Source organism: Bacillus sp. FSL K6-0069, from assembly GCF_038007785.1.
GTDB lineage: Bacteria > Bacillota > Bacilli > Bacillales > Bacillaceae_G > Bacillus_A > Bacillus_A mobilis.
The window spans coordinates 3,472,542-3,495,077 of sequence record NZ_JBBOXN010000001.1 but is presented as its reverse complement, the minus strand read 5'-3'; the positions used below and the strand labels follow the sequence as shown (position 1 = coordinate 3,495,077).

The 22,536-nt window shown below is 35.5% G+C and carries 24 protein-coding genes; 21 read left to right on the top strand and 3 right to left on the bottom strand.

Going from position 1 to position 22,536, the window contains the following annotated elements; all coding sequences use genetic code 11:
• The first annotated feature begins 12 nt into the window (after positions 1–12).
• From MHB74_RS17875 to MHB74_RS17860, 4 genes are all read left to right on the top strand, one after another.
• Positions 13–1,815, top strand: a complete 1,803-nt coding sequence (locus tag MHB74_RS17875) for an ABC transporter ATP-binding protein (protein ID WP_061677968.1) — start codon at positions 13–15, stop codon at positions 1,813–1,815.
• 228 nt (positions 1,816–2,043) lie between these two features.
• Positions 2,044–2,367, top strand: coding sequence for a PadR family transcriptional regulator (locus tag MHB74_RS17870; protein ID WP_001102620.1), 324 nt, complete (start codon positions 2,044–2,046; stop codon positions 2,365–2,367).
• Complete coding sequence (locus MHB74_RS17865) at positions 2,360–2,902, top strand: DUF1700 domain-containing protein (protein ID WP_000032406.1); 543 nt, start codon at positions 2,360–2,362, stop codon at positions 2,900–2,902. Before MHB74_RS17870 ends, MHB74_RS17865 begins: the two co-directional genes overlap by 8 nt.
• Positions 2,903–3,709, top strand: a complete 807-nt coding sequence (locus MHB74_RS17860; protein WP_061677969.1) for a DUF4097 family beta strand repeat-containing protein — start codon at positions 2,903–2,905, stop codon at positions 3,707–3,709.
• An 87-nt stretch (positions 3,710–3,796) separates the two neighbouring features.
• Here MHB74_RS17860 and lexA read toward each other — a convergent pair whose 3' ends face one another.
• Positions 3,797–4,417: a transcriptional repressor LexA gene (lexA, locus tag MHB74_RS17855; protein ID WP_016086752.1), complete on the bottom strand. Its 621-nt coding sequence runs from the start codon at positions 4,415–4,417 to the stop codon at positions 3,797–3,799.
• 141 nt (positions 4,418–4,558) lie between these two features.
• On the opposite strand from lexA, the gene MHB74_RS17850 reads away from it, so the two are divergent.
• Both MHB74_RS17850 and MHB74_RS17845 read left to right on the top strand, forming a co-directional pair.
• Positions 4,559–5,215 (top strand): YneB family resolvase-like protein, encoded by a 657-nt coding sequence (locus MHB74_RS17850; RefSeq protein ID WP_061677970.1) that lies wholly within the window; start codon positions 4,559–4,561, stop codon positions 5,213–5,215.
• A gap of 45 nt (positions 5,216–5,260) precedes the next feature.
• Entirely contained in the window at positions 5,261–5,500 is a 240-nt protein-coding gene (locus MHB74_RS17845; RefSeq protein WP_061677971.1) for a DUF896 domain-containing protein, read from the top strand.
• Positions 5,501–5,539: 39 nt separating this feature from the next.
• On the opposite strand, the gene MHB74_RS17840 is transcribed toward MHB74_RS17845, so the two are convergent.
• Positions 5,540–7,123: a bifunctional metallophosphatase/5'-nucleotidase gene (locus MHB74_RS17840; protein WP_061677972.1), complete on the bottom strand. Its 1,584-nt coding sequence runs from the start codon at positions 7,121–7,123 to the stop codon at positions 5,540–5,542.
• A 183-nt stretch (positions 7,124–7,306) separates the two neighbouring features.
• Between MHB74_RS17840 and MHB74_RS17835 the strand changes: the two genes are divergently transcribed.
• From MHB74_RS17835 to MHB74_RS17770, 14 genes are all read left to right on the top strand, one after another.
• Entirely contained in the window at positions 7,307–8,245 is a 939-nt protein-coding gene (locus MHB74_RS17835) for a phosphate/phosphite/phosphonate ABC transporter substrate-binding protein (protein WP_061677973.1), read from the top strand.
• An 83-nt stretch (positions 8,246–8,328) separates the two neighbouring features.
• Positions 8,329–9,102: a phosphonate ABC transporter ATP-binding protein gene (gene phnC, locus MHB74_RS17830; RefSeq protein ID WP_061677974.1), complete on the top strand. Its 774-nt coding sequence runs from the start codon at positions 8,329–8,331 to the stop codon at positions 9,100–9,102.
• Positions 9,099–9,893 carry a phosphonate ABC transporter, permease protein PhnE gene (phnE, locus tag MHB74_RS17825; protein ID WP_061677975.1) on the top strand — a complete coding sequence of 265 codons (795 nt, stop codon included), beginning with the start codon at positions 9,099–9,101 and terminating at the stop codon, positions 9,891–9,893. The genes phnC and phnE (MHB74_RS17825) overlap by 4 nt, the downstream gene beginning before the upstream one ends.
• Positions 9,893–10,696 carry a phosphonate ABC transporter, permease protein PhnE gene (phnE, locus tag MHB74_RS17820; protein ID WP_061677976.1) on the top strand — a complete coding sequence of 268 codons (804 nt, stop codon included), beginning with the start codon at positions 9,893–9,895 and terminating at the stop codon, positions 10,694–10,696. The genes phnE (MHB74_RS17825) and phnE (MHB74_RS17820) overlap by 1 nt, the downstream gene beginning before the upstream one ends.
• Positions 10,697–10,770: 74 nt before the next feature.
• On the top strand, positions 10,771–11,253 hold the full coding sequence (locus tag MHB74_RS17815; protein WP_061677977.1) for a hypothetical protein: 483 nt from the start codon (positions 10,771–10,773) through the stop codon (positions 11,251–11,253).
• Positions 11,254–11,476: 223 nt separating this feature from the next.
• Positions 11,477–13,477, top strand: a complete 2,001-nt coding sequence (tkt, locus tag MHB74_RS17810; protein ID WP_061677978.1) for a transketolase — start codon at positions 11,477–11,479, stop codon at positions 13,475–13,477.
• Positions 13,478–13,633: 156 nt separating this feature from the next.
• Complete coding sequence (sirA, locus tag MHB74_RS17805) at positions 13,634–14,074, top strand: sporulation inhibitor of replication protein SirA (RefSeq protein WP_061677979.1); 441 nt, start codon at positions 13,634–13,636, stop codon at positions 14,072–14,074.
• 78 nt (positions 14,075–14,152) lie between these two features.
• On the top strand, positions 14,153–14,374 hold the full coding sequence (locus MHB74_RS17800; protein WP_001123316.1) for a YneF family protein: 222 nt from the start codon (positions 14,153–14,155) through the stop codon (positions 14,372–14,374).
• A 124-nt stretch (positions 14,375–14,498) separates the two neighbouring features.
• Positions 14,499–16,250 (top strand): ABC transporter ATP-binding protein, encoded by a 1,752-nt coding sequence (locus MHB74_RS17795; RefSeq protein ID WP_061677980.1) that lies wholly within the window; start codon positions 14,499–14,501, stop codon positions 16,248–16,250.
• Positions 16,250–18,013 carry an ABC transporter ATP-binding protein gene (locus MHB74_RS17790; RefSeq protein ID WP_061677981.1) on the top strand — a complete coding sequence of 588 codons (1,764 nt, stop codon included), beginning with the start codon at positions 16,250–16,252 and terminating at the stop codon, positions 18,011–18,013. Before MHB74_RS17795 ends, MHB74_RS17790 begins: the two co-directional genes overlap by 1 nt.
• 132 nt (positions 18,014–18,145) lie before the next feature.
• On the top strand, positions 18,146–19,195 hold the full coding sequence (locus tag MHB74_RS17785) for a GH25 family lysozyme (protein WP_061677982.1): 1,050 nt from the start codon (positions 18,146–18,148) through the stop codon (positions 19,193–19,195).
• A gap of 210 nt (positions 19,196–19,405) precedes the next feature.
• Positions 19,406–20,425, top strand: coding sequence for a nuclease-related domain-containing protein (locus MHB74_RS17780; RefSeq protein ID WP_061677983.1), 1,020 nt, complete (start codon positions 19,406–19,408; stop codon positions 20,423–20,425).
• A 43-nt stretch (positions 20,426–20,468) separates the two neighbouring features.
• Positions 20,469–20,963: a hypothetical protein gene (locus MHB74_RS17775; protein ID WP_412783806.1), complete on the top strand. Its 495-nt coding sequence runs from the start codon at positions 20,469–20,471 to the stop codon at positions 20,961–20,963.
• A 243-nt stretch (positions 20,964–21,206) separates the two neighbouring features.
• Complete coding sequence (locus MHB74_RS17770; RefSeq protein ID WP_000644411.1) at positions 21,207–21,353, top strand: BC1881 family protein; 147 nt, start codon at positions 21,207–21,209, stop codon at positions 21,351–21,353.
• Positions 21,354–21,778: 425 nt separating this feature from the next.
• Here MHB74_RS17770 and MHB74_RS17765 read toward each other — a convergent pair whose 3' ends face one another.
• Positions 21,779–21,979: a DUF3903 domain-containing protein gene (locus tag MHB74_RS17765; protein ID WP_061677984.1), complete on the bottom strand. Its 201-nt coding sequence runs from the start codon at positions 21,977–21,979 to the stop codon at positions 21,779–21,781.
• 141 nt (positions 21,980–22,120) lie between these two features.
• Between MHB74_RS17765 and MHB74_RS17760 the strand changes: the two genes are divergently transcribed.
• Positions 22,121–22,534: an NUDIX hydrolase gene (locus MHB74_RS17760; protein WP_061677985.1), complete on the top strand. Its 414-nt coding sequence runs from the start codon at positions 22,121–22,123 to the stop codon at positions 22,532–22,534.
• The last annotated feature ends 2 nt before the right edge of the window (positions 22,535–22,536 follow it).

The following is a 22,536-nucleotide window of genomic DNA, read 5'->3' as shown; positions in this document are numbered from 1 at the left end:
GAGGCAATAAAAGTGAAACATCTCTTGTATTTTGTGAATAAATTATATGCTTTTTCTGGGAAAATACTTTATGTAAATTTATTTGGGATGGCATTAGTTAGTTTATTGGAAGGGATAGGGCTTCTTTTATTACTTCCTATGATTAATATTAGTGGCGTTATCGAAATAAATATGGGTTCAATACCGGGTATAGCGATAATTGAAGTTTTACATGAAATCCCTGAAACGGTAAGGTTGTTACTTATCCTAAGCATTTATATTATATTAGTGGTGGTCCAATCGCTTTTACAACAACATCTTGCTCTTCGAAATATGAAAATTATAATGCGCTTTACAAACTATTTAAGGTTACAAATTTATCATGCCCTATTACGAGTTAATTGGAGTTTCTTTGTGAAAAAGAGAAAGTCAGATTTGATTAGTTCACTGACTGAGGAACTAGGACGAGTTATGGTTGGAACCAATTTATTTCTTCAACTTTTAACATCATTTATTTTTACTATAATACAAATTGGAATTGCTCTATGGTTTTCAATAAAAATAACAATTTTTGTGTTATGTACAGGCTTAATACTTGCATATTTTTCTAAACATTATATAAAAAAGTCAAGGGTATTAGGAAACCAAACATCTGAAATAGCAAGAGATTATCTTAGTGGTATAACAGATCACTTTAACGGTATTAAAGATATAAAGAGTAACATGTTAGAAGAGTCTAGGTATACATGGCTCAGTACTTGGTGTGAAAAAATGGAAAAGGAACAACTAGCATATATTAAGTTGAAAAATCAATCGCAATTTTTTTATAAGTTTGCATCTGCTATTCTAATTGTGTTACTTATTTTTACATCAATAAAATTATTTCAGGCTCAGCCAGGACAATTAATAGTCATTGTTCTTATTTTTTCTAGACTATGGCCTAGGTTTACTGGGATTCAATCTAATTTGGAGCAATTAGCTGCAAATATTCCTGCTTTTAAGTCTTTATTAGAATTGGAGAGAGAATGCAACGAAGTAATTGAATTGGGAGATGTAAGACAATCATCTAAAAATATAAAACCGTTACTTATACAAGAAGGAATCAAATGTAATAATGTTAGTTTTCGTTACAACCAAAACGAACCTATATATGCTCTTCAAAATATTAATTTGCAAATTCCATCGAATTGTATGACAGCAATTGTTGGGCGATCGGGTGCTGGAAAAAGTACATTAATTGATATTTTGATGGGACTGATTCAACCGGAAAAAGGACAAGTATTAATAGATGATGCGACTATTGCAAGTGATAATTTATTGGCTTTAAGGAAATCTATTAGCTATGTTCAGCAGGACCCCTTCCTATTTAATGCAAGCATAAGAGAAAATTTATTGATGATTGAACCAAATGCAAGTGAAGATCAGATTTGGGCTGCATTAAATTTTGCTGCCGCTGCTGAATTTGTACAAGCGCTTCCAAATAGACTTGATACTTTTATTGGAGATAGAGGAGTTAAGCTTTCGGGTGGGGAAAGACAGCGATTAGTTTTGGCACGAGCAATTTTGAGAAAACCTTCCATTTTAGTTTTAGATGAGGCAACAAGTGCGTTAGATGCAGAAAACGAAGCGTTAATTCAAAGTGCATTAGAGGAGTTAAAGGGTCAAATGACTATTATCGTAATTGCCCATCGTTTATCAACAATACGTAATGCTGATCAAGTAATTGTATTAGATAAAGGAGAGGTTGTTCAACAAGGGGAGTTTAGCCAACTAGCTCGAGAAAGAAAAGGTGTGTTTCGTAATTTATTAGGTAAACAAGTAGAAGTTGGTTCTTAGAGGGGAAAGAGTGAATGAATTTTTGTATTCATACAGTTCGAATCGAATAAAAGCCTGAGTGATGGCCAGTTATAACAGGACATTATTCAGGCTTTTATTTGTGCGTTTTCTACATTTTTGGAGTGAATATAAATGAGTACCTTGCAATGAATAATACTAAGTGGTATATTATGGATATAACAAGTACCGTGTATTGAACAGTACTGAAATGAGAAAGGGGGATTGACCTTGAACGTTCAGTTTAAAAAAGGTGTGTTAGAACTGTGTGTTTTGGCACTTGTGAAACGTAAAGATTGTTACGGCTATGAACTTGTTCAGCAAATCTCAAATAAATTTTTAATATCGGAAGGGTCAGTGTATCCTTTATTACGTCGCTTAACGAAAGAAGGGTATTTTCAAACGTATTTGAAAGAATCTACGGAGGGGCCGCCTCGTAAATATTATCAACTAACTGAGCAAGGGGAAACGCAATTGAATTTGTTAGTAACAGAGTGGCGTGATTTTGCAAAAGGCGTACAAGAAATTATTGAAGGGGTGGAATGGGATGAGTAAAGAGCAGTTCCTTAAAGAATTATCAAGTCATCTTAGAAAGTTACCAGAAGAAGAGAGGAAAGATATTTTATTTGATTATGAAGAGCATTTTCAGTTTGGGAAAGAAGAGGGGAAAACTGAATCGGAAATAATAAAAGGCCTTGGCTCTCCGAAAGTAATTGCGAAAGACTTACTTGCTTTGTATCGTTTTGATGAAATGAAAAAGGATCCATCTACTTCGAATATAACAAGGGCTGTCATGGCAGCGATTGGACTTAGTTTGTTTAATTTCATTATTGTGTTAGGCCCGTTAGTGGCAATTATCGCTTTTATATTTTCTTTTTGGGTCGGTGGGATTGCTAGTGTAGTGACACCATTTTTCGTTATTGGAAAAGTATTTATGGGTACTTTTATATGGTTGGATGTATTCGTTAGTATAACGTTTGTTGGAGTAGGTTTGTTGTTATGTATTATCGCTTATTATAGTACGAAGTGGTTTAAAAAGTTATGCGTACGTTATGTAATATGGAACTTCAAAATGATAAAAGGGGAGTAGATGATGAAAAAAATATTGTTAGTAGCAATCGCTTGTATCATTATTGGAGTAATAGGGATTTCACAAACGTATGAAAAAGCAGTACAAACTGCAGAAAAAGGAAACAAAGAAGACGTTATTAAAAACGAAACATTAAAAAATATAGAAGTTAAGTTAGACGCTGGGGATATTGTTGTCCAAAAATCTCCCGACTCTTCTTTTTATGTAAAGCACACAGGAGATGCACGTAAACAAGAGGTTCGTATTGCAGAAGATGGTGACACATTAAAAATTATTGGGGAAAGAGAAAAAGGTGGTTCATTTGATTTTTCTTTTTACGATTTTAGGTTTCAAACGTCTACAATAACTCTCCTTGTACCTGAACGTTCTTACCAAGAGATAAAAGTAAATTCATCCGCTGGACAAATAGAAATAAGTGATGTGAAAAGTGATCATGTAAGTGTTGGAACAATGGCTGGGGAAGTAGATTTGAAACATGTCACAGCTAAGAGTGTGGAGGGATCTACAAAAGCTGGTGAGGTGAACTTTAAAAAAGTAATAGGGAAAGTAACAGCGAAGTCGGCTAGTGGGGAAGTGCACATTATGGATCATGATCCTAAATATGATGTAGAGGCAAGTTCAACTGCTGGTGATGTAGATATAACTTTATTGGAAAAACCACAAGATGCAGTTATAACGGGGCAAAGTGCTGCTGGTGAAGTGATGATTTTTAATGAAGAAAATAAAAATATAACGATTGGTAATGGTAGTAAAAAGATTAGCGGTAAAACAGCTGCTGGCGATGTGACGATTGAAACTCGTTCATAAGAAATAGAATATATGAAAATCTATCAAAATAAAAAAAAGAAGATAATTACCGTATGTAAATAAGGTAATTATCTTCTTTTATTATGCTTAATGTAAATCACGATATACGCCAATTACTTTTCCGATAACTGACACTTGTTTTAAAATGATAGGTTCTAATGAAGAGTTTTCCGGTTGTAGACGGAAATGGTCTTTTTCTTTATAGAAACGTTTAACAGTTGCTTCGTTATCTTCTGTTAAAGCGACTACAATTTCACCGTTGTATGCAGACTGTTGTTGGCGAACAACAACTAAATCTCCATCGAAAATACCAGCTTCAATCATACTATCTCCAGAAATACGTAACATAAACACTTGGTCTGCTCCAGCAACAATGCTAGCTGGAAGTGGGAAGTGATCTTCTACACTTTCAACTGCTGTAATCGGTAATCCAGCAGTGACTTTTCCGATAATTGGAACTTGAATAACAGATTGTGTTTCTGCATCCATTCGATCGTCACCTAAAATTTCAATTGCTCGTGGTTTTGTTGGATCGCGTCGAATATATCCTTTTTCTTCTAGTCGTGATAAATGTCCGTGCACTGTAGAACTAGAAGCGAGGCCGACTGCTTGACCAATTTCACGTACGGAAGGTGGATATCCTTTTTCTTGTACTTTTAGCTTAATAAAGTCGAGAATGTCTTGCTGGCGTTTCGTTAACTTTTCCATGTTTTCTAACACCTCGTTTTCTTTCGTTTTTCTTATTAATAAGTATAACATGCGAAAAAACATTCTACAAACATAAGTTCGAACAAAAGGCGAATTTATGTTACACTGGAGGGAAATAATAGTGAGAAAGAGGGGTTCATAATGAATGCAATTATTTATGCACGTGTGAGTACAACGAAAGAAGCGCAAGAAACGTCATTATTACGTCAAAAAGATGAATTATTGCATTTAGCTGAGCGCTATCAAATGAATGTTGCTAAGGTAATTGAAGAACAGGCTAGCGGGTATACGATTGAACGTGACGGTATATTAGAAGTGCTAGATACCATTCGAGACGAACAAATTGATGTGCTACTCATACAAGATGAAACGCGCCTTGGTAGGGGGAATGCAAAGATTGCATTAATGCACTGTTTACATAAAGAGGGAATAAAAGTATACACGCATACGCATAATGGAGAATTACAATTATCGGATTCTGATTCGATGGTATTAGATATTATTGGTATTGTTGAAGAGTATCAAAGAAAGATTCATAACTTGAAAATTAAACGTGGTATGCAACGTGCAGTAGAAAAAGGTTATCGTCCAGAAAATAATTTGAAGAATCGTCATTTAAGCGTAGGACGAGAGAAGAAAGAAGTGCCGATTGAGGAAATTGTACGTTTGCGCAAGAGTGAACTTACTTTCGAAGAAATTGCGGCAACGCTTCGCGGCTTTGGTCATAATGTTTCAAAAGCGACTGTACATCGTAGATATGTAGAATATACAAAGCAATTGCTTGATAAAGAGGACTAACTATTGTATGATAATAATCAGTTTTGAGTAAAAGGGGGATTCGAGATGCAAAGTCACGAACTCATTGAACGCATTAACTTCTTAGCGAAAAAAGCAAAAGCTGAAGGCTTAACTCAAGAAGAACAACGTGAGCGCCAATCGCTACGTGAACAATATTTAAAAGGATTTCGTCAAAATATGTTAAACGAACTTAAAGGAATTAAAGTTGTTAACGAAGAAGGTACTGATGTTACACCGGCGAAATTAAAGGCTTTAAAAAAGCAAGATAATGCAAAATTAAACTAAAAGATGGGCGAAGCCCATCTTTTTTATTTATTATATCCGTTATTTAATAACTTTCCAGTTATTATTGACTGTTGCCTCTATCTTTTTGTGCTTCAATATATAGTTAGCGATAAGTTCAGACATATCTGTTGGTATGTCTTTTATTACGGGCTTATTTTGAAACATAAAGAAGTTTCCTCCGCCGCTTGCGCGATAATTATTCATAACGACGTCATATTCTTCATCCATATTAAGAGGAGCGCCTTTATACTGTAAAGATTCTACTCTCTCGCCAATAGGTTTGGAAATGTTTAATACGTACGAAATCCCTTCCCACATATCGTAATTATAGTGCTGTGGCTTCGGTTCTATGAAGGTAGGGTTTACGATGATAGTTCCATCTGCATGTAATGTGAAATAAGAAGCAGAGAGTTCAAGGGCATTTTTTATATCTGCTCCAGTTATTCTAATTACTTTTAATGTATTTGGATAAATATAATTAGAAACGATGTCACGCATTGTTACATGATCAGGGAAACCTGGAGATGTATTATGGAATAAGCTTGTACAAGAAATAGAAACATCAGCTATATCCATCTGTATCTTATTTATGAATTCAATAAAAGGATGTTCTTGCAAACGAGTTTGCATAGCGTCTGAAATTTGCATATCCCCATAGATTAGTCCAATAGGTTGATCGAGCCAATTTTGTGTTTTCTCTTCATAATCGGTAACCAAGGAAAGCATATGTTGGTCCGCTGTAATTCCTCGCACGGGCAATAATTGTGAATAACTCTCTTTTTTTACCCATTTTTGTTCTGTTTTCTCGAATGTTACTGTTATTTTTCCGACGGAGTGCCCATTGCATCCAGTCTGTAAAACTGTTACACCATTTATTACGGTGTGAGCGATTTCCCGGTGTTGGTGGCCTGTTAGTAAAATATCTATGCCTTCAATTTCATGGCACATTGCATAACCTTGGTTTTCACCTGTTAAAACTTCAGTCGGTACCCCGGTTTGTAAATCGCGTTCAAATCCTCCATGATACGCTACGACTAGTAAATCTGGTTGCTCTTGTTCGCGAATGTAAGAAACCCATTTTTTTGTTGTTTCTAATGCATCTTCAAATTGTAAATCTTGAATGTGATGAGGTTGTTCCCAATTAGGAATGTAATGCGTTGTCATTCCTAAAATAGCGATTTTTATATTTGATTCAATATGTTTTATTATATATGGTTTCCCGAAATAAGGTTCTTTTCTGTTTGTATCTAAAATATTTGCTGATAGATACGGGAAGTTCGCAGTAGAAATAGCGTGGTTTAATACGTCCATTCCATAATTAAATTCATGATTCCCGATAACTGCAGCATCATAACGTAAATAGTTCGCTAATAAGGACATTGGATTTTTCTTATCTTTTGCATATGTAGCGTAATGATAAGTAAAGGGTGTACCTTGTATGAAGTCACCGTTATCAATTAAAAGAACGTTTCTGTTTTCGGAACGTTCTTTTTTTATAAGAGTAGAGATTTTAGCTAAACCAATTTCAGCTTTGGAGTTATCTTGGTAGTGAATTGGATACACAGTACCGTGTATATCACTTGTTAATAAGATGTTTAAAGTTACAGTTTGATTTTGATTCAATATCATTCACCTTTTCTATTGTTATCTACTAGTTAAGCATATCAAATATATGAAGAGAATTTTAATGAGAATGTATAGAATGTGTAAAGATTCTGTAAATAAACAATTATTAATAAAAATGTGTGATATATTTCTTCATGTTTACGGAAGGTAATTTATAACAACAAAAATGGAGGCTTTAATATGTTGAAAAAAGTTTTTGCAATGAGCACGACAGTTGTACTGGCGGCGGGATTATTAAGTGGCTGTGGAACGAAGGAATCTAGTGCAAGTAAAACTGAAGATACGAAAAAAGGTTATGTACCGAAGACGTTAAATGTACAATTTGTTCCTTCTCAAAATGCAGATACGTTAGAGGCGAAGGCGAAACCATTGGAAAAGCTATTAAGTGATAAATTAAATATCCCGGTAAAAGTTAGTATTTCAACGAATTACAATACAATTGTAGAAGCGATGGCATCTAAGCAAGTAGATGTAGGCTTTTTACCACCAACAGCATATGTGCTAGCACATGAGAAAAAGGCTGCAAACGTAATTTTACAAGCACAACGTTTTGGGGTGGCTGATGAAACCGGAGCTCCTACAAAGGATTTAGTAGACTTTTATAAATCTGAGTTTGTAGTTAAGAAAGATTCAAATATTAATAGTGTAAAAGATTTAAAAGGTAAAAAAATTGGTTATCAAGATGTAACGTCATCAGCGGGATACGTATGGCCTGCGGCTGTATTGTTAAAAGAGGGTGTTGATCCGTTAAAGGATGTGAAACCTGTTACATTAAAAGGTCACGATCAGTCGCTTATTGCACTTTTAAATGGTGATGTAGATGCAGCGGTTGTATTCCAAGATGCTCGTAATATTGTGAAAAAAGATTATCCGAATATATTTGATCAAACGAAAATAGTGAAATTTACAGAGAAAATTCCGAACGATACGATTTCGGTACGCTCTGATTTAGATGAAGAGTGGAGCAAGAAATTACAGGATGCTTTCATTGAAATAGGAAAGAATGAGGAAGGTCACAAAATCATTAAAGAAGTATATTCACATGAAGGCTATGTTAAATCTGATGATAGTAAATTTGATATCGTTCGTGAATATGGAAAGAAAGTAAAAACGCAATAATACATATGGAAATGGCGGCTAACTGGAAGGATTTATTTTCAGTTAGTTTGCCGTTTTGAATACATAGAAGGTAGGTAAGATTTGTGATAGAGTTTCGAAATGTTTCCAAGGTGTATCCGAATGGTACAAAAGGATTGAATAATATAAACTTGAACATTCAAAAAGGCGAGTTTGTTGTAATGGTAGGGCTGTCTGGGGCTGGAAAGTCTACACTTCTAAGATCGGTAAACCGCCTTCATGAGATTACAGAAGGCGAAATTATGATTGAAGGTGAGTCTATTACTGCAGCGAAAGGAAAAGGATTACGCCGCATGCGCCGAGATATTGGTATGATCTTTCAAAATTTTAATCTTGTAAAGCGATCAACGGTATTGAAGAATGTATTAGCGGGGCGTGTTGGGTATCATTCGACACTGCGTACAACGTTAGGGCTATTTCCAAAAGAAGATTTGGAGCTTGCCTTTCAATCGTTAAAAAGGGTGAATATTTTAGAAAAAGCATATGCGCGAGCTGATGAATTATCAGGAGGACAACAGCAACGTGTATCGATTGCTAGAGCGTTGGCGCAAGAAGCGAAAATCATATTGGCAGATGAACCTGTTGCGTCGTTAGATCCGCTAACAACAAAGCAAGTGTTAGATGATTTGAAAAAAATTAATGAAGATTTTGGGATTACAACAATTGTAAACTTACATTCTATTGATTTAGCTAGGCAATATGCGACACGCATTATTGGATTACATGCAGGCGAAATTGTTTTTGATGGATCAGTAGAAGAAGCAACGGATGAAAAATTTGCTGAAATTTATGGAGACGTAGCGCAGAAAAGTGAATTATTAGAGGTGGCAGTTAAATGAATGACGTGACTATATATTCGAAATCGATACCGAAGCCGCCGAGTAAGTTGAAACATATGTTAACGGCTATTCTAGTCATTTTACTGTTGTGGGGAAGTAGTGTACAGGTCGACGCATCATTTTCAAAACTAGTAGTTGGTTTTCCTAATATGATTGATTTGTTAAAAGAGATGGTGCCGCCTGATTGGAGTTATTTTCAAGTTATTACAACAGCGATGTTAGATACAATACGTATGGCGATTATTGGGACGACTTTAGGAGCGATTTTAGCTATTCCACTGGCACTATTTGCGGCAAGTAATGTGTTTACTAGTACATTTTTATACGGTCCAGCTCGATTGATTTTAAATTTTATCCGAACGATACCAGATTTATTATTAGCGGCGATTTTTGTAGCTATTTTTGGAATAGGACCACTTCCAGGTATTTTGGCTCTTACTTTTTTCTCAATTGGGCTCGTGGCGAAATTGTTGTATGAGTCAATTGAATCGATTGATCCAGGTCCATTAGAAGCGATGACTGCAGTAGGAGCAAATAAAGTGCAATGGATTGTGTATGGGGTAATGCCGCAAGTGAAAGCACATTTTGTCTCCTATGTTCTTTATACATTTGAGGTGAACGTACGTGCAGCAGCTGTTTTAGGTTTAGTAGGGGCAGGTGGTATTGGACTATATTATGACCGTACACTTGGGTTTTTACAATATCAACAAACTGCATCTATTATTATCTATACCCTTGTTGTTGTATTGTTAATTGATTATGTAAGTACATTGTTGCGGGAGAAATTATAATGAGTAAAACGACGTTAATCGTACCAAAACCGAAGAAACCGAGTATGTATCGCTGGTTTATTTTTATAGCACTTGCATTTGTTTATGTATGGGCTTTTTCAGGCGTACCGCTAGAGGGAATCAAAGATACGGCAGGAGAAATTACAAAAGCAATTATGACAGGTGTATTGAATCCAGATTGGTCGTATGTATCTTTGTCAGATGGTGAAGATTTATTACATGGTTTAATTGATACGTTGGCAATTGCGATATTAGGTACATTTATTTCTGCCTTTTTATCTGTTCCATTTGCTTTTTGGGCTGCAACGAATATGAGCAGTGGAAAATTAACTTCAGGAACTGGGAAGTTTGTACTTAGTTTTGTTCGTACATTTCCGGAATTAGTTATGGCGCTTTTATTTATAAAAGCTGTTGGACCAGGCTCTTTTGCTGGAGTTCTAGCTTTAGGGTTACACTCTATTGGGATGTTAGGAAAACTATATTCAGAAGGAATTGAAAATATAGATAAGGGACCGACGGAAGCGTTAATAGCAACAGGCGCAAATCGCTTCCAAATACTTTGGTATGCGGTATTACCACAAGTATTACCGGATTTTCTATCGTATACGTTATACAGGTTCGAAATTAATGTACGATCCGCTGCTATTTTAGGTGTTATTGGAGCAGGTGGGATTGGTACGCCTCTAATTTTTGCACTGAGTTCACGTAATTGGTCTCGTGTGGGTATTATTTTATTAGGCATCATTTTAATGGTAATTATCATTGATTTTATTTCAAGTTCGATACGGAAGAAAATTGTATAATTTATTTTAAGCACCTATAAAAGGTGCTTTTTTATATAATAAGAATAATAAATGTGAGCAATAGGGGGGATAATTTGGCTTTACAGCATGAGTTTGTATTTGTTTCGAATGAAAAAAAAGGATTGGATTTTATAGATATAGATTGGATTGAACGTTGTTTTCTATATAAAGAAGAGGCAACGATAGATGAGTATGTTGTATTAAGTGATGAGCTAATCGTATATCTATTAGATTTTACTCATTGGATTCCGACCTACTATCCAGCGAAAAGAGCAGAAGGATTTGGAATTCACTATTATGGTATTACGAAAATAGAACAGCAAGGGGCAGTGATAGCAGAACAGTTATTTTGTTCGCTAGTTAGCATGTTTTCTTTAGCGCCAGAAACAATTGAATTGACAGGACAGTTTCAATGGGAAAATGATAAAAATACGGATGGAGAATATGAAAGATACGTATTTAATCGAGATAAATTATGCCAAGATTTACAGTCGTTTATTTATTTGCTTCGTAGAGTGAAAAATGGGGAAGGATATATTTTGCATTATGGAATTTGAAAATGATGAATAAATATACAGATAATTCCCTTTCTTTTTAAAATAAAAACAATGAAAAAGTATGTCATATTGAATGCCCATACATTCCTGAAAACCTTGATTTTTTTATGAAAAACCAAAAAAATATCAACATATTTGTCGATACATGTTGTATAATCTTGCGTGGGAAGCTATCATATAAATGTATAAAACGTTTACTAATATAAGCGAAGGGAAGAATAGCATGTCACATTCAATCGAACAACTTTCTATCAACACGATTCGCACATTATCCATCGATGCGATTGAAAAAGCAAACTCTGGTCACCCAGGAATGCCAATGGGTGCAGCACCAATGGCTTATACATTATGGACTCAATTTATGAAACACAATCCAAATAACCCAACGTGGTTTAACCGTGATCGTTTCGTATTATCTGCAGGTCATGGTTCAATGTTATTATACAGCCTACTTCACCTATCTGGTTATGATGTAACAATGGATGACTTAAAGAACTTCCGTCAATGGGGAAGCAAAACTCCAGGACATCCTGAGTACGGTCATACAGCAGGTGTAGACGCAACAACTGGTCCACTTGGACAAGGTATTGCAACTGCTGTAGGTATGGCAATGGCTGAAAGACATTTAGCTGCTAAATACAACCGTGATGCGTATAATGTAGTAGATCATTATACATACGCTATTTGTGGTGATGGAGATTTAATGGAAGGCGTTTCTGCTGAAGCATCTTCATTAGCTGCTCATTTACAATTAGGTCGTCTTGTTGTGCTTTACGATTCAAATGATATTTCATTAGATGGCGATTTAAATCGTTCATTCTCTGAAAGTGTAGAAGATCGTTACAAAGCATACGGATGGCAAGTAATCCGTGTTGAGGATGGAAACGATATTGAAGCTATCGCGAAAGCAATTGAAGAAGCGAAAGCTGACGAAAAACGCCCAACGCTAATTGAAGTAAGAACGACAATTGGTTTCGGTTCTCCAAACAAATCAGGAAAATCAGCTTCACATGGTTCTCCACTTGGTGTAGACGAAACAAAATTAACGAAAGAAGCATATGCTTGGACTGCTGAGCAAGACTTCCATGTAGCAGAAGAAGTATATGACAACTTCCGAAAAACGGTACAAGATGTTGGTGAAACTGCGCAAGCAGCGTGGAACACTATGCTAGGTGAGTATGCACAAGCATACCCAGAATTAGCAAACGAATTGCAAGCAGCAATGAACGGTCTTCTTCCAGAAGGTTGGGAGCAAAACTTACCAACTTATGAATTAGGATCAAAAGCAGCAACTCGTAATTCTTCAGGTGCTGTAATTAATGCAATTGCAGAGTCTGTACCATCATTCTTCGGTGGATCTGCTGACCTTGCTGGTTCTAACAAAACATACATGAATAACGAAAAAGACTTTACAAGAGATGATTACAGCGGAAAAAACATTTGGTACGGTGTACGTGAGTTCGCAATGGGTGCAGCAATGAACGGTATTGCACTACATGGCGGTTTAAAAACTTACGGTGGTACGTTCTTCGTATTCTCTGACTACTTACGCCCAGCAATTCGTCTTGCAGCATTAATGCAATTGCCAGTAACGTATGTATTCACACACGACAGTATCGCTGTTGGTGAAGATGGTCCAACACATGAACCAGTCGAGCAATTAGCAGCGCTACGTGCAATGCCAAATGTATCTGTTATTCGTCCAGCTGATGGTAACGAATCTGTTGCAGCTTGGAGACTAGCTCTAGAATCTACAAACAAACCAACTGCTTTAGTATTAACTCGTCAAGACCTTCCAACATTAGAAGGTGCAAAAGACGATACGTATGAAAAAGTAGCAAAAGGTGCATATGTAGTTTCTGCAAGCAAGAAAGAAACAGCTGATGTAATTTTACTTGCAACTGGATCTGAAGTAAGTCTAGCTGTTGAAGCACAAAAAGCTCTAGCAGTAGACGGCGTTGATGCAGCTGTTGTCAGCATGCCATCTATGGATCGCTTTGAAGCTCAGACTGCTGAGTACAAAGAATCTGTATTACCAAAAGCAGTAACAAAACGTTTCGCAATCGAAATGGGTGCTACATTCGGATGGCACCGTTACGTAGGTCTTGACGGAGATGTGTTAGGTATCGATACATTCGGTGCTTCTGCTCCTGGTGAGAAGATTATGGAAGAGTATGGATTTACTGTAGAGAACGTTGTTCGTAAAGTAAAAGAAATGCTTTAATGATTTTAGAAAAATCTCTCCGGCATGGAGAGGTTTTTCTATGTAAATGAGTTTTTTCGACAGAAAAAGTTTTTTATCTCTCCGCAGTCAGACAATCATTGCAAAATTTCTTCTATATAATGAAGGGAAAAGGTTGTCCAGATTGGGAGGCAAAAGATGAAAACGTATGAATTGTATTTAATTCAAGAGGATATTGCGAAAGCTTACTTTGGTCGTGAATATTTGTTTTTTGATTTATTTGCTCGATTTTCAGAATCTGGGTCCCTTTCGGAGAAAAAAGTGTTATATAAACAAATGATGTATATAACGAGGCCATTACAAGTAATGAAAATTCATCATAAATTAGAACAAGCTTTGCGTGTTCTTGGTAAATATGATCGAACACTCCATACACATACACTTTATACAGGGGCGGAATACGGCGAAATAATGGTGAAACCGCACTATATTCGGATGAATACCTCTGGAAATGTTTCTATGGAAACGACTTTCTTTGAGGTGTTGAGAAAGTGTGAATTAACATTTTTAGCTATGGATTATGAAAATACAAAGTACGGATGGCTGAATCCTCTAAAACAAGTACGAACATATGTGTAAAAAATGTCGAATTGTATCTTGTCTTATTGAAAAGGTTTTAGTACACTGTAAGGTAGACAACATGAAGGAGGAAAATATATGCCAATTTGGTTAGGTATTCTAGTGGGCGTAGTAGCACTAGTAGCAGGCGTGGCGTTAGGATTTTTCATTGCCCGCAAATACATGATGAACTACTTAGAAAAAAATCCACCAATTAATGAACAAATGTTAAAAATGATGATGATGCAAATGGGACAAAAACCTTCCCAAAAGAAAATCAATCAAATGATGAGCGCGATGAGCAAGCAACAAACGAAATAAGCGCTAAAGGGCACTCGATAAGAGTGCCCTTTCTTATTGGATTTTTAAAGTGTTTAAAACTTTTAAAAATTCTGCATTTTTGGTAAACTGAAAACATCGCTCATTTTAAGGGAGGAGGATAAAAATGAAGGTATTTATTAATTTAGCTTGGTTTTTTAAACAAGAAAAACGAGCGTACATAATCGGAATTATTATGTTATTTGGTGTCGCGCTTCTTGAACTTGTAGCCCCAAAAGTACTAGGTATTGTAGTAGATGAAATTAATAATGGAACATTAACATCTGAGAAGTTGTTGAAGTGGGTTGTTTTATTAGTAGTTGTAGGGATTACTATGTACATATTACGTTATTTATGGCGTATTATGATTTTTGGATCTTCGTTAAAACTAGCTCGTCAATTACGAAAGAATTTATATGAACATTTTACAAAGATGAGCCCATCTTTTTATCAATCACGTCGTACGGGTGATTTGATGGCGCATGCGACCAATGATATTCAGGCGATTCAACAAACTGCTGGATCGGGCGTTTTAACACTGGTTGACTCATTAGCGGTTGGGGGATGTGTACTCGTAGCGATGGGTTTTACAATTAGTTGGAAGTTAACATTGTTAAGCTTAATTCCAATGCCGATTGTAGCGATTTCGACAAATTATTATGGAACGTTATTACATAAAAGGTTTCATAAAGCGCAGCAATCGTTTTCGGAAATCAATGATAAAGTGCAAGAGAGTATGAGTGGGATGAAGGTAATTCGATCACTTGGACAAGAGAAAGAAGATTTACAAGCATTCCGAAAAAAGTCAGAAGATGTTGTACATAAAAATATGTTAGTTGCACGTATTGATTCGTTGTTCGATCCGACAATCTCACTTATCGTTGGATTTTCTTTTTTAATTGCAGTATGTTACGGGTCAGTATTAGTTGTAAGAGGGGAACTAACTGTAGGGGATCTCGTTACATTTACAACGTATTTAGGTACCCTCGTTTGGCCAATGTTAGCCTTTGGATGGTTGTTTAATATTATGGAGCGTGGGCGTGCTTCGTATGACCGTGTAGAAAAAATTCTTTCTCAAAAATCAGATGTAGTAAATAGAGAAGATGCTGCGCATACAATAGCGAGCGGTGATGTTACATTTGCGGTTGATTCATTTTCCTATAAGAAAAATGAACTGTTACAGCTAGTAGATGTTCATTTTGATTTAAAAAAGGGTGAAACATTAGGAGTTGTCGGACGTACAGGTGCAGGGAAAACGACTTTATTAAAATGTCTAATTCGGGAGTATGATCATTTTAATGGTGGATTAAAAGTTGGGGAGCGGGATATTCGCGATGTAACACTTTACGGTGTCCGTTCTGCCATTTCATACGTGCCGCAAGATCACTTTTTATTTTCAGCGAGTATTGGGGAGAATATTGCCTTCGGAAAGGCGGATGCTACATATAATGAAATTACCCGAGCTGCAGAGATCGCTTGTATTCATGATGATATCCTCCAATTTTCAGAAGGGTATGAAACAGTAGTAGGAGAAAGAGGTGTTTCGTTATCTGGAGGCCAAAAACAGAGGATTTCTATTGCGCGTGCTTTATTAACAAATGCAGAAATTTTAATTTTAGATGATTGTTTATCAGCAGTAGATGCAAAAACAGAAGAAACGATTTTAAATGCATTAAAGAGGGAAAGAGCAGGGAAAACGACGATTATTACTGCTCATCGTTTAAGTGCAATTCAACATGCTAATCTTATACTTGTTGTGGATGAAGGTAGAATTGTGCAACGAGGTACACATGAGCAATTAATGGAAGAAAACGGTTGGTATAAAGAGATGTATGAGAGCCAGCAGTTAGAAGCATTAGTTGAGAAAGGAGGCGTATGATGACTGAGAAGAAGCAGAGTGATTTAAGTAGATTGCTTTCTTATATGAAGCCATATAAGGGGTTGCTATCTTTAGCATTTATCTTTTTAGTTGGTGCAACAGTAACTGAAATGATGGGTCCTTTTTTAATTAAACAATTTCTTGATGAACATTTAGTACCACGAAACTTTGATCAATCGGCACTTGTGACTCTATTTGTTGTATATCTCATTGCTCACTTATTAAAAGTATTATTTACTTATTTAGACTTATTGTATTTTCAAAATATCGCTTTTAAAATTGTTCAAGATATGCGTGTTGAAGTATATGATCATGTTCAAAAGTTGTCATTAAGTTTCTTTGATCGTACGCCGATTGGTACGCTCGTATCGCGCATAACGAATGATACGGAAGCAATTAAAGACTTTTATGTCAGTGTATTATCCACATTTGTCAAAAATGTAGTCTTTTTAATAGGTATTTTAGTAGCAATGTTTTTATTAAATGTAAAACTAGCTCTATTTTCTCTCATATTAATTCCGATCATGTTTGCAATTATGGTGCTATATCGCCGAAAAAGTGCAGCTTTTTATTTAGAAGTACGTAATCAATTGAGCGTGTTAAATGCAAAGTTAAATGAGTCTATTCAAGGAATGAATATTGTTCAAGTGTTCAGACAAGAAAAGCGTATGAGAAAAGAGTTTGAAGAAGTGAATAATAAACATTATAGTGCAGGGCGACGGACGTTAAAGTTAGACGCATTACTTTTACGCCCAGCAACGGATTTAGTTCATATTATAGCAATTGCGTTAGTACTTGGTTTATTTGGAATTGATGCGCTGAAGAGTCCTGTTGAAGTAGGAGTTCTATACGCGTTTGTTAACTATATACATCGTTTCTTCCAGCCTGTAAATGAGATGATGATGAAATTATCATTTTTCCAACAGGCACTTGTTTCATCATCACGTGTATTTCATTTAATGGATGAAAAAGATTTAGCGCCAGTTCAAAAAGGGGATGAAAATCCTCAAGTCGTTAATGGAGAAATTGAATTTAAAAATGTTACTTTTTCGTATGATGGAAAACGTGATGTTTTAAAAAATGTATCTTTTCACGTGAAACAAGGGCAAACGGTTGCTTTCGTTGGGCACACTGGTAGCGGAAAAAGTACCATTATGAATTTGTTAATGCGATTTTATAATATTAAGTCCGGAAATATTGTAATAGATGGTGTGGATTTAGAGGGATTTGAAGAACGAGAGATTAGAAAGAAAATAGGACTCGTATTGCAAGATGCATTTTTATTTGCGGGAAATGTAAAACAAAATATTCGTATGTACAATGAAGAAATTACAGATGAAGAAGTAAAAGAAGCGGCACAATTTGTGCAAGCCAATACGTTTATTGAAAAATTACCAGAGCAGTATGAAACAGAAGTAGTAGAAAGAGGTGCTGCATTTTCTAGTGGTCAACGCCAATTAATTGCTTTTGCTAGAACGATAGCAACGAATCCGAAAGTATTAGTACTAGATGAAGCAACAGCAAATATTGATACAGAAACAGAAGATGCGATTCAAACAGCATTACAGCAAATGAGAAAAGGAAGAACGACGATAGCCATTGCGCACAGATTATCTACAATTCAAGATGCGGATCAAATCTTTGTTATGCATGATGGAGAAATAGTAGAAAGAGGTACACATCAAGAATTACTGAGTGAACAAGGATTGTATTATAATATGTATTTACTCCAAAATAAAGGAAGTTTACAAAAGGCCTTGTAATTACAAGGCTTTTTTATTTTGTTTATAAAATATGTTTGCTCTTTATGTCTATAGTATAAACGTCGTGACCCTTTAATAAAGTTGTACATATTGTATGTATACGAGATGAAAAAAATTGATAGGAGCTTTTATATGCAAGATAGATCTAGTTCAAATATTACGTTTATTGATGTGTCTCATTGGGAAGGGAATATTGATTGGAATGCAGTGAAAGGATCCGGTATTTCGGCGGCGTATGCAAAAGCGACAGAAGGTGTGAATATTCTTGATCCTACTTTGGTTCAAAATGTACAAGCAGCGCGGAATGCGAATGTATTAATCGGTGCATACCATTTTGCACATCCAGAACTAAATGATGCGATTTCAGAAGCGAAACATTTTGTGAGCATATTACAAAGCAATCAGACGGACTTAATGCCAGTTCTAGATTTAGAATCACCGATAGATCCGAGTAATAGTAATTTAACTGGTACTGCTATATCTAATTGGGCAAGAAGTTTCATAAATTATGTGAAACAGGCTACCGGAAAAGATGTCATGTTATATACAGGAGTTTGGTATATTAATGAGTTTGGAATTAACGGATTAAGTGATATTCCACTTTGGATTTCTAAATACTCTAGTACGCCGCCTGCTGATGCTGGTGGATGGACAGAGTGGACAGCATGGCAATACACAGATTCTGGTAAAATTTCAGGTGTAGTAGGAAATTGTGACGTATCAGCAGCGGTTTCATTAGAAGCTTTGCAAGGGAACGGAACAAATGGTGGTGGAAATGTTTCCCCTCCTAGTACTGCTACTGCAGTCTACGGTGTTGCCGTAATTAATGGCGATAATGTAAACTTACGGAGTGGACCATCTTTACAATCTAGTGTAATCCGCCAGCTAAATAGAGGAGAATCGTATGAAGTTTTGAACGAACAAGGTAGCTGGCTTGCATTAGGTGGAAATGAGTGGATATACTATGATCCAAGTTACATTCAGTATAAACATTATGTGGCGACTATTACTGGTGATAATGTGAATCTGCGGGATGCTCCATCAATAAATGGAAATGTTATAAGACAGTTACATCATGGTGAGGCTTATAGAGTATGGTGTAAGCAAGATGGATGGCTTGGTTTAGGTGGAAATGGTTGGATATACTATGATCCAAGTTATATTCAGTATGGTGTACAATAAAATGCACGTAAAAGGTATCTCGCCTGAGATGCCTTTTATTCAGCTATTTGCGAGCAACCTGAAACAATCCAATAGGGCATGGAAAAAATCGCTTATTACAGTCTCGCTTCATTAAAAATATGTAATTTTTACAAAGTGTATATTGAAAGCATAGTATAATATAATGGATGTTTATAAAAATAAATGAAAATGAAATGAAGGAGTAAAAATATGGATTATGTGCTAATAGGTGTGATTTTATTATTATTAGCTGTAGTATTCGTGCTGTTCTATAAAAATAAACAGCTAGAATCAGAGAGTCAGCAAGTAGAGTTTGAAAAGAAACAAGCAATTGAAACGTATGAAACTGAAATTGCAGCTACGGTTACAGAGCATAAAGAACAACAAAATACATTGAAAAGTATGGAACAGAAGAAATACAATGATTTACAAATAAGTGCAGCTAGAGAACTTGAAAATATGCGTATGATGAAAAATCAATTAGCTGTGCAACATAGTAAAGAACGTAGTGAAGTGCAAGAAAAGCATAGTAACGAAATACATATGTTTCAACAATTAATTACAAATTTGCGAGAGTATACGAAAAATGGAGCTGAAGTGAATACACACGAAACATTACATTATATGAAGCGAGGCTTTGTAGATCAAGGCATAATACTAGATAATGAATTTCATATTATGCCGAATGTTTTTATTAGAAATCAGCACGGCGGAAATGATTTTCGAATTCATCATCTTGTTTTAAGTAAAACGGGCATGTATCTACTTGAGACGAAAGAATGGACAGGTAAATTAATTCATGGCTTAACGAAAGACAATGCTAGTATTTATTCATTTATGATTGATGAAATTGGCAAGTATCAACAAGAGGAAGAGAAAGAAGAGACATTTGAATGCATCACAGGTGAAGAGTCATTAACGATACAAGTGAAAAATGAAGGGAATCCAGTATATAGGGCGAAGAAACTATCTCATATTCTATACAATTGTTTGAAAGAAATCCAAGTTGATATTGTAAAGGAAAACGTAAAACCGATTGTATATTTTTATAATGAGAGTGGGAAAGAAGTGCTAGATCTTTCTGAAGAAAAAACGCCGAGATTAAAAGATAGAGAGCAAATTGTAACGTTCTTCAGAAATGAGATTTTAACAGGGAAAGTAATATATACAGATCAAGAGTTAGAAAAGCTCCGAGAAATCATTAACCGGATGAATTATAAAATGAATTAAAAAGAGGTGGGATTTCTGAGTGCTATATTAAGGGGTATTTTGTATGTTTATGTTTGTTATTGATTCGGTTCATATGTCAGTAAGTGTAAAAAGTATGTTTGTAGTAGTCATGCCATTTGCTATATTAGTTGTGATTCAAAAGTTCGTCTTACGTACGTCTGTAAATCGTAATACAGAAAAGAAGCAAATGCTAGGTGTAATGATAGTAGGATGTATTCTATTGTTGGTGTGCACTGCACAATTAAGTATGAATACATACACCTCAAAGTTTAATCAAGATCGGTGGTTACATGCTGAAGAAAAACGGGTACATATGGTAGATGATCTAATGCGAAAATATAAATTAGCAGGGAAATCAAATGAAGAAATTACAAAATTATTAGGAACGCCTACTGAAACAAGAAATGGAGAAGAAGGGATTATCACTTCGTACTATCTTGGAAATGAACGTGGTTTTATTTCTATCGATAGTGAACAGCTTGTTTTACAATTTGATAGAGATGGTAAAGTTATGGAATATAAGGTGCATAGAGATTAAATAAATTTAGAAGCTATATGTTATAGCTTCTTTTTTATTTTTCAATATGTTACGGAAGGGAGAGAAGGGTTTTGAAGGGAATAAGGAATGAAAGCGGAGGTGAGGCATATATATAGATGCATTGGGTTGTTTTTTATCGTGCATAAACGGGAAGCCCGATTATAATCAGTGCGGAGTGGACTAAATCTTTACTGATTAAACTTTCACTTTATCATATTGTAAAAATGAAGAGGAGGTAAGACGGTGAAAGCTATACCGACTGATGTCCTGAGTAAAGAACTGATGGAACGAGAAGGGGTTATATCTATCACAGTAAAGGAATTTGAAAAGATAGAAGTAGCTGGAGTAGTAGTCGCTGGTCCTGCGGTTATTTTGATTAATCAAGATTAAGTACATAGTATCAATCTAGACAAGTATGAAAGCATCCGTTCAGGGTGCTTTTGAAGTTTTCAATGATTATGACACTAGTTTTCGCTGGATGTATGTTATGGATGGAATAAAAATAATATAGCAAACTAATATGTTTTACGAATGAATTATGTAAGTAATTCATATTTCCCATATAAAAGGATTTGCTTTAATATAATGAGTGTAAAGTTCGAGTATTCGAAGTACTACTTGAATTATATCCCTATCCCTTTTCTAAAAATGCGAACAAGTTTTGCCCTATTCTATTCAATAATTAATTGCATAGAAATATATTGTTCGATGACCATTATGGAACGTACATAATGGGAAAATCCCGATCCTTAAAGAGGATGCCCCTAATCTTCATGTGAAAATATGATCGGATAAGAAAGCTGACCAATTTATGGTCAGCTTTCTTTTTGTTCAAAAGTTATTTCTTCTTTAATTTCTGTTTGCAATAGTAAAGCTTTTCCGAAACGACGTTTGCATTCCGCACGTACTTTTTCAATGGCTAGTAGCTGAGTAGTGGCGGGAACCGTTACGATAGCTTGGCGCGGTTTTCGATTTTCTTCACAAAAGACACATTCCACAACATATTTAGAAATCATATTTTCATCCTTCCGTTTTTAATTTCTAAGAAGGGATTGTCTATGAAGTTGATGTAAACTTTCGTCATTGTTTTACTATTTTCCTCTTTTTTCAAGGGGAAAATAAAAAGGAAGACGAATAGTAGTAGGGGAGGGATGTATATGGAAAGATGGGTAGGTTGTGCGGCAGTATGTGTAAACGAAAGAAATGAAGTTTTAATGGTGTTGCAAGGGCAAAAAGGTGAAGAAAAAAGGTGGACTGTTCCAAGTGGCGGGCTTGAAAAGGGAGAAACACTAGAAGAATGTTGTATTCGAGAAGTTTGGGAAGAAACAGGTTACAATGTGGAAATTGTAAATAAAATATACGAAAAAGAAGGTATTACATATGGGGTTCCTGTATACGTTCATTATTATGTTGTTAAAAAAATAGGCGGTAGTATGAAAATTCAAGATCCTGATGAATTAATATATGAAATTGCTTGGAAGAGGATAGATGAGATGAAGGAATTAACGCTATCATTCCCGGAAGATTTTGAGATTTTGAATACATATATAAATAAAAAAGCGAGTGTTTAAAC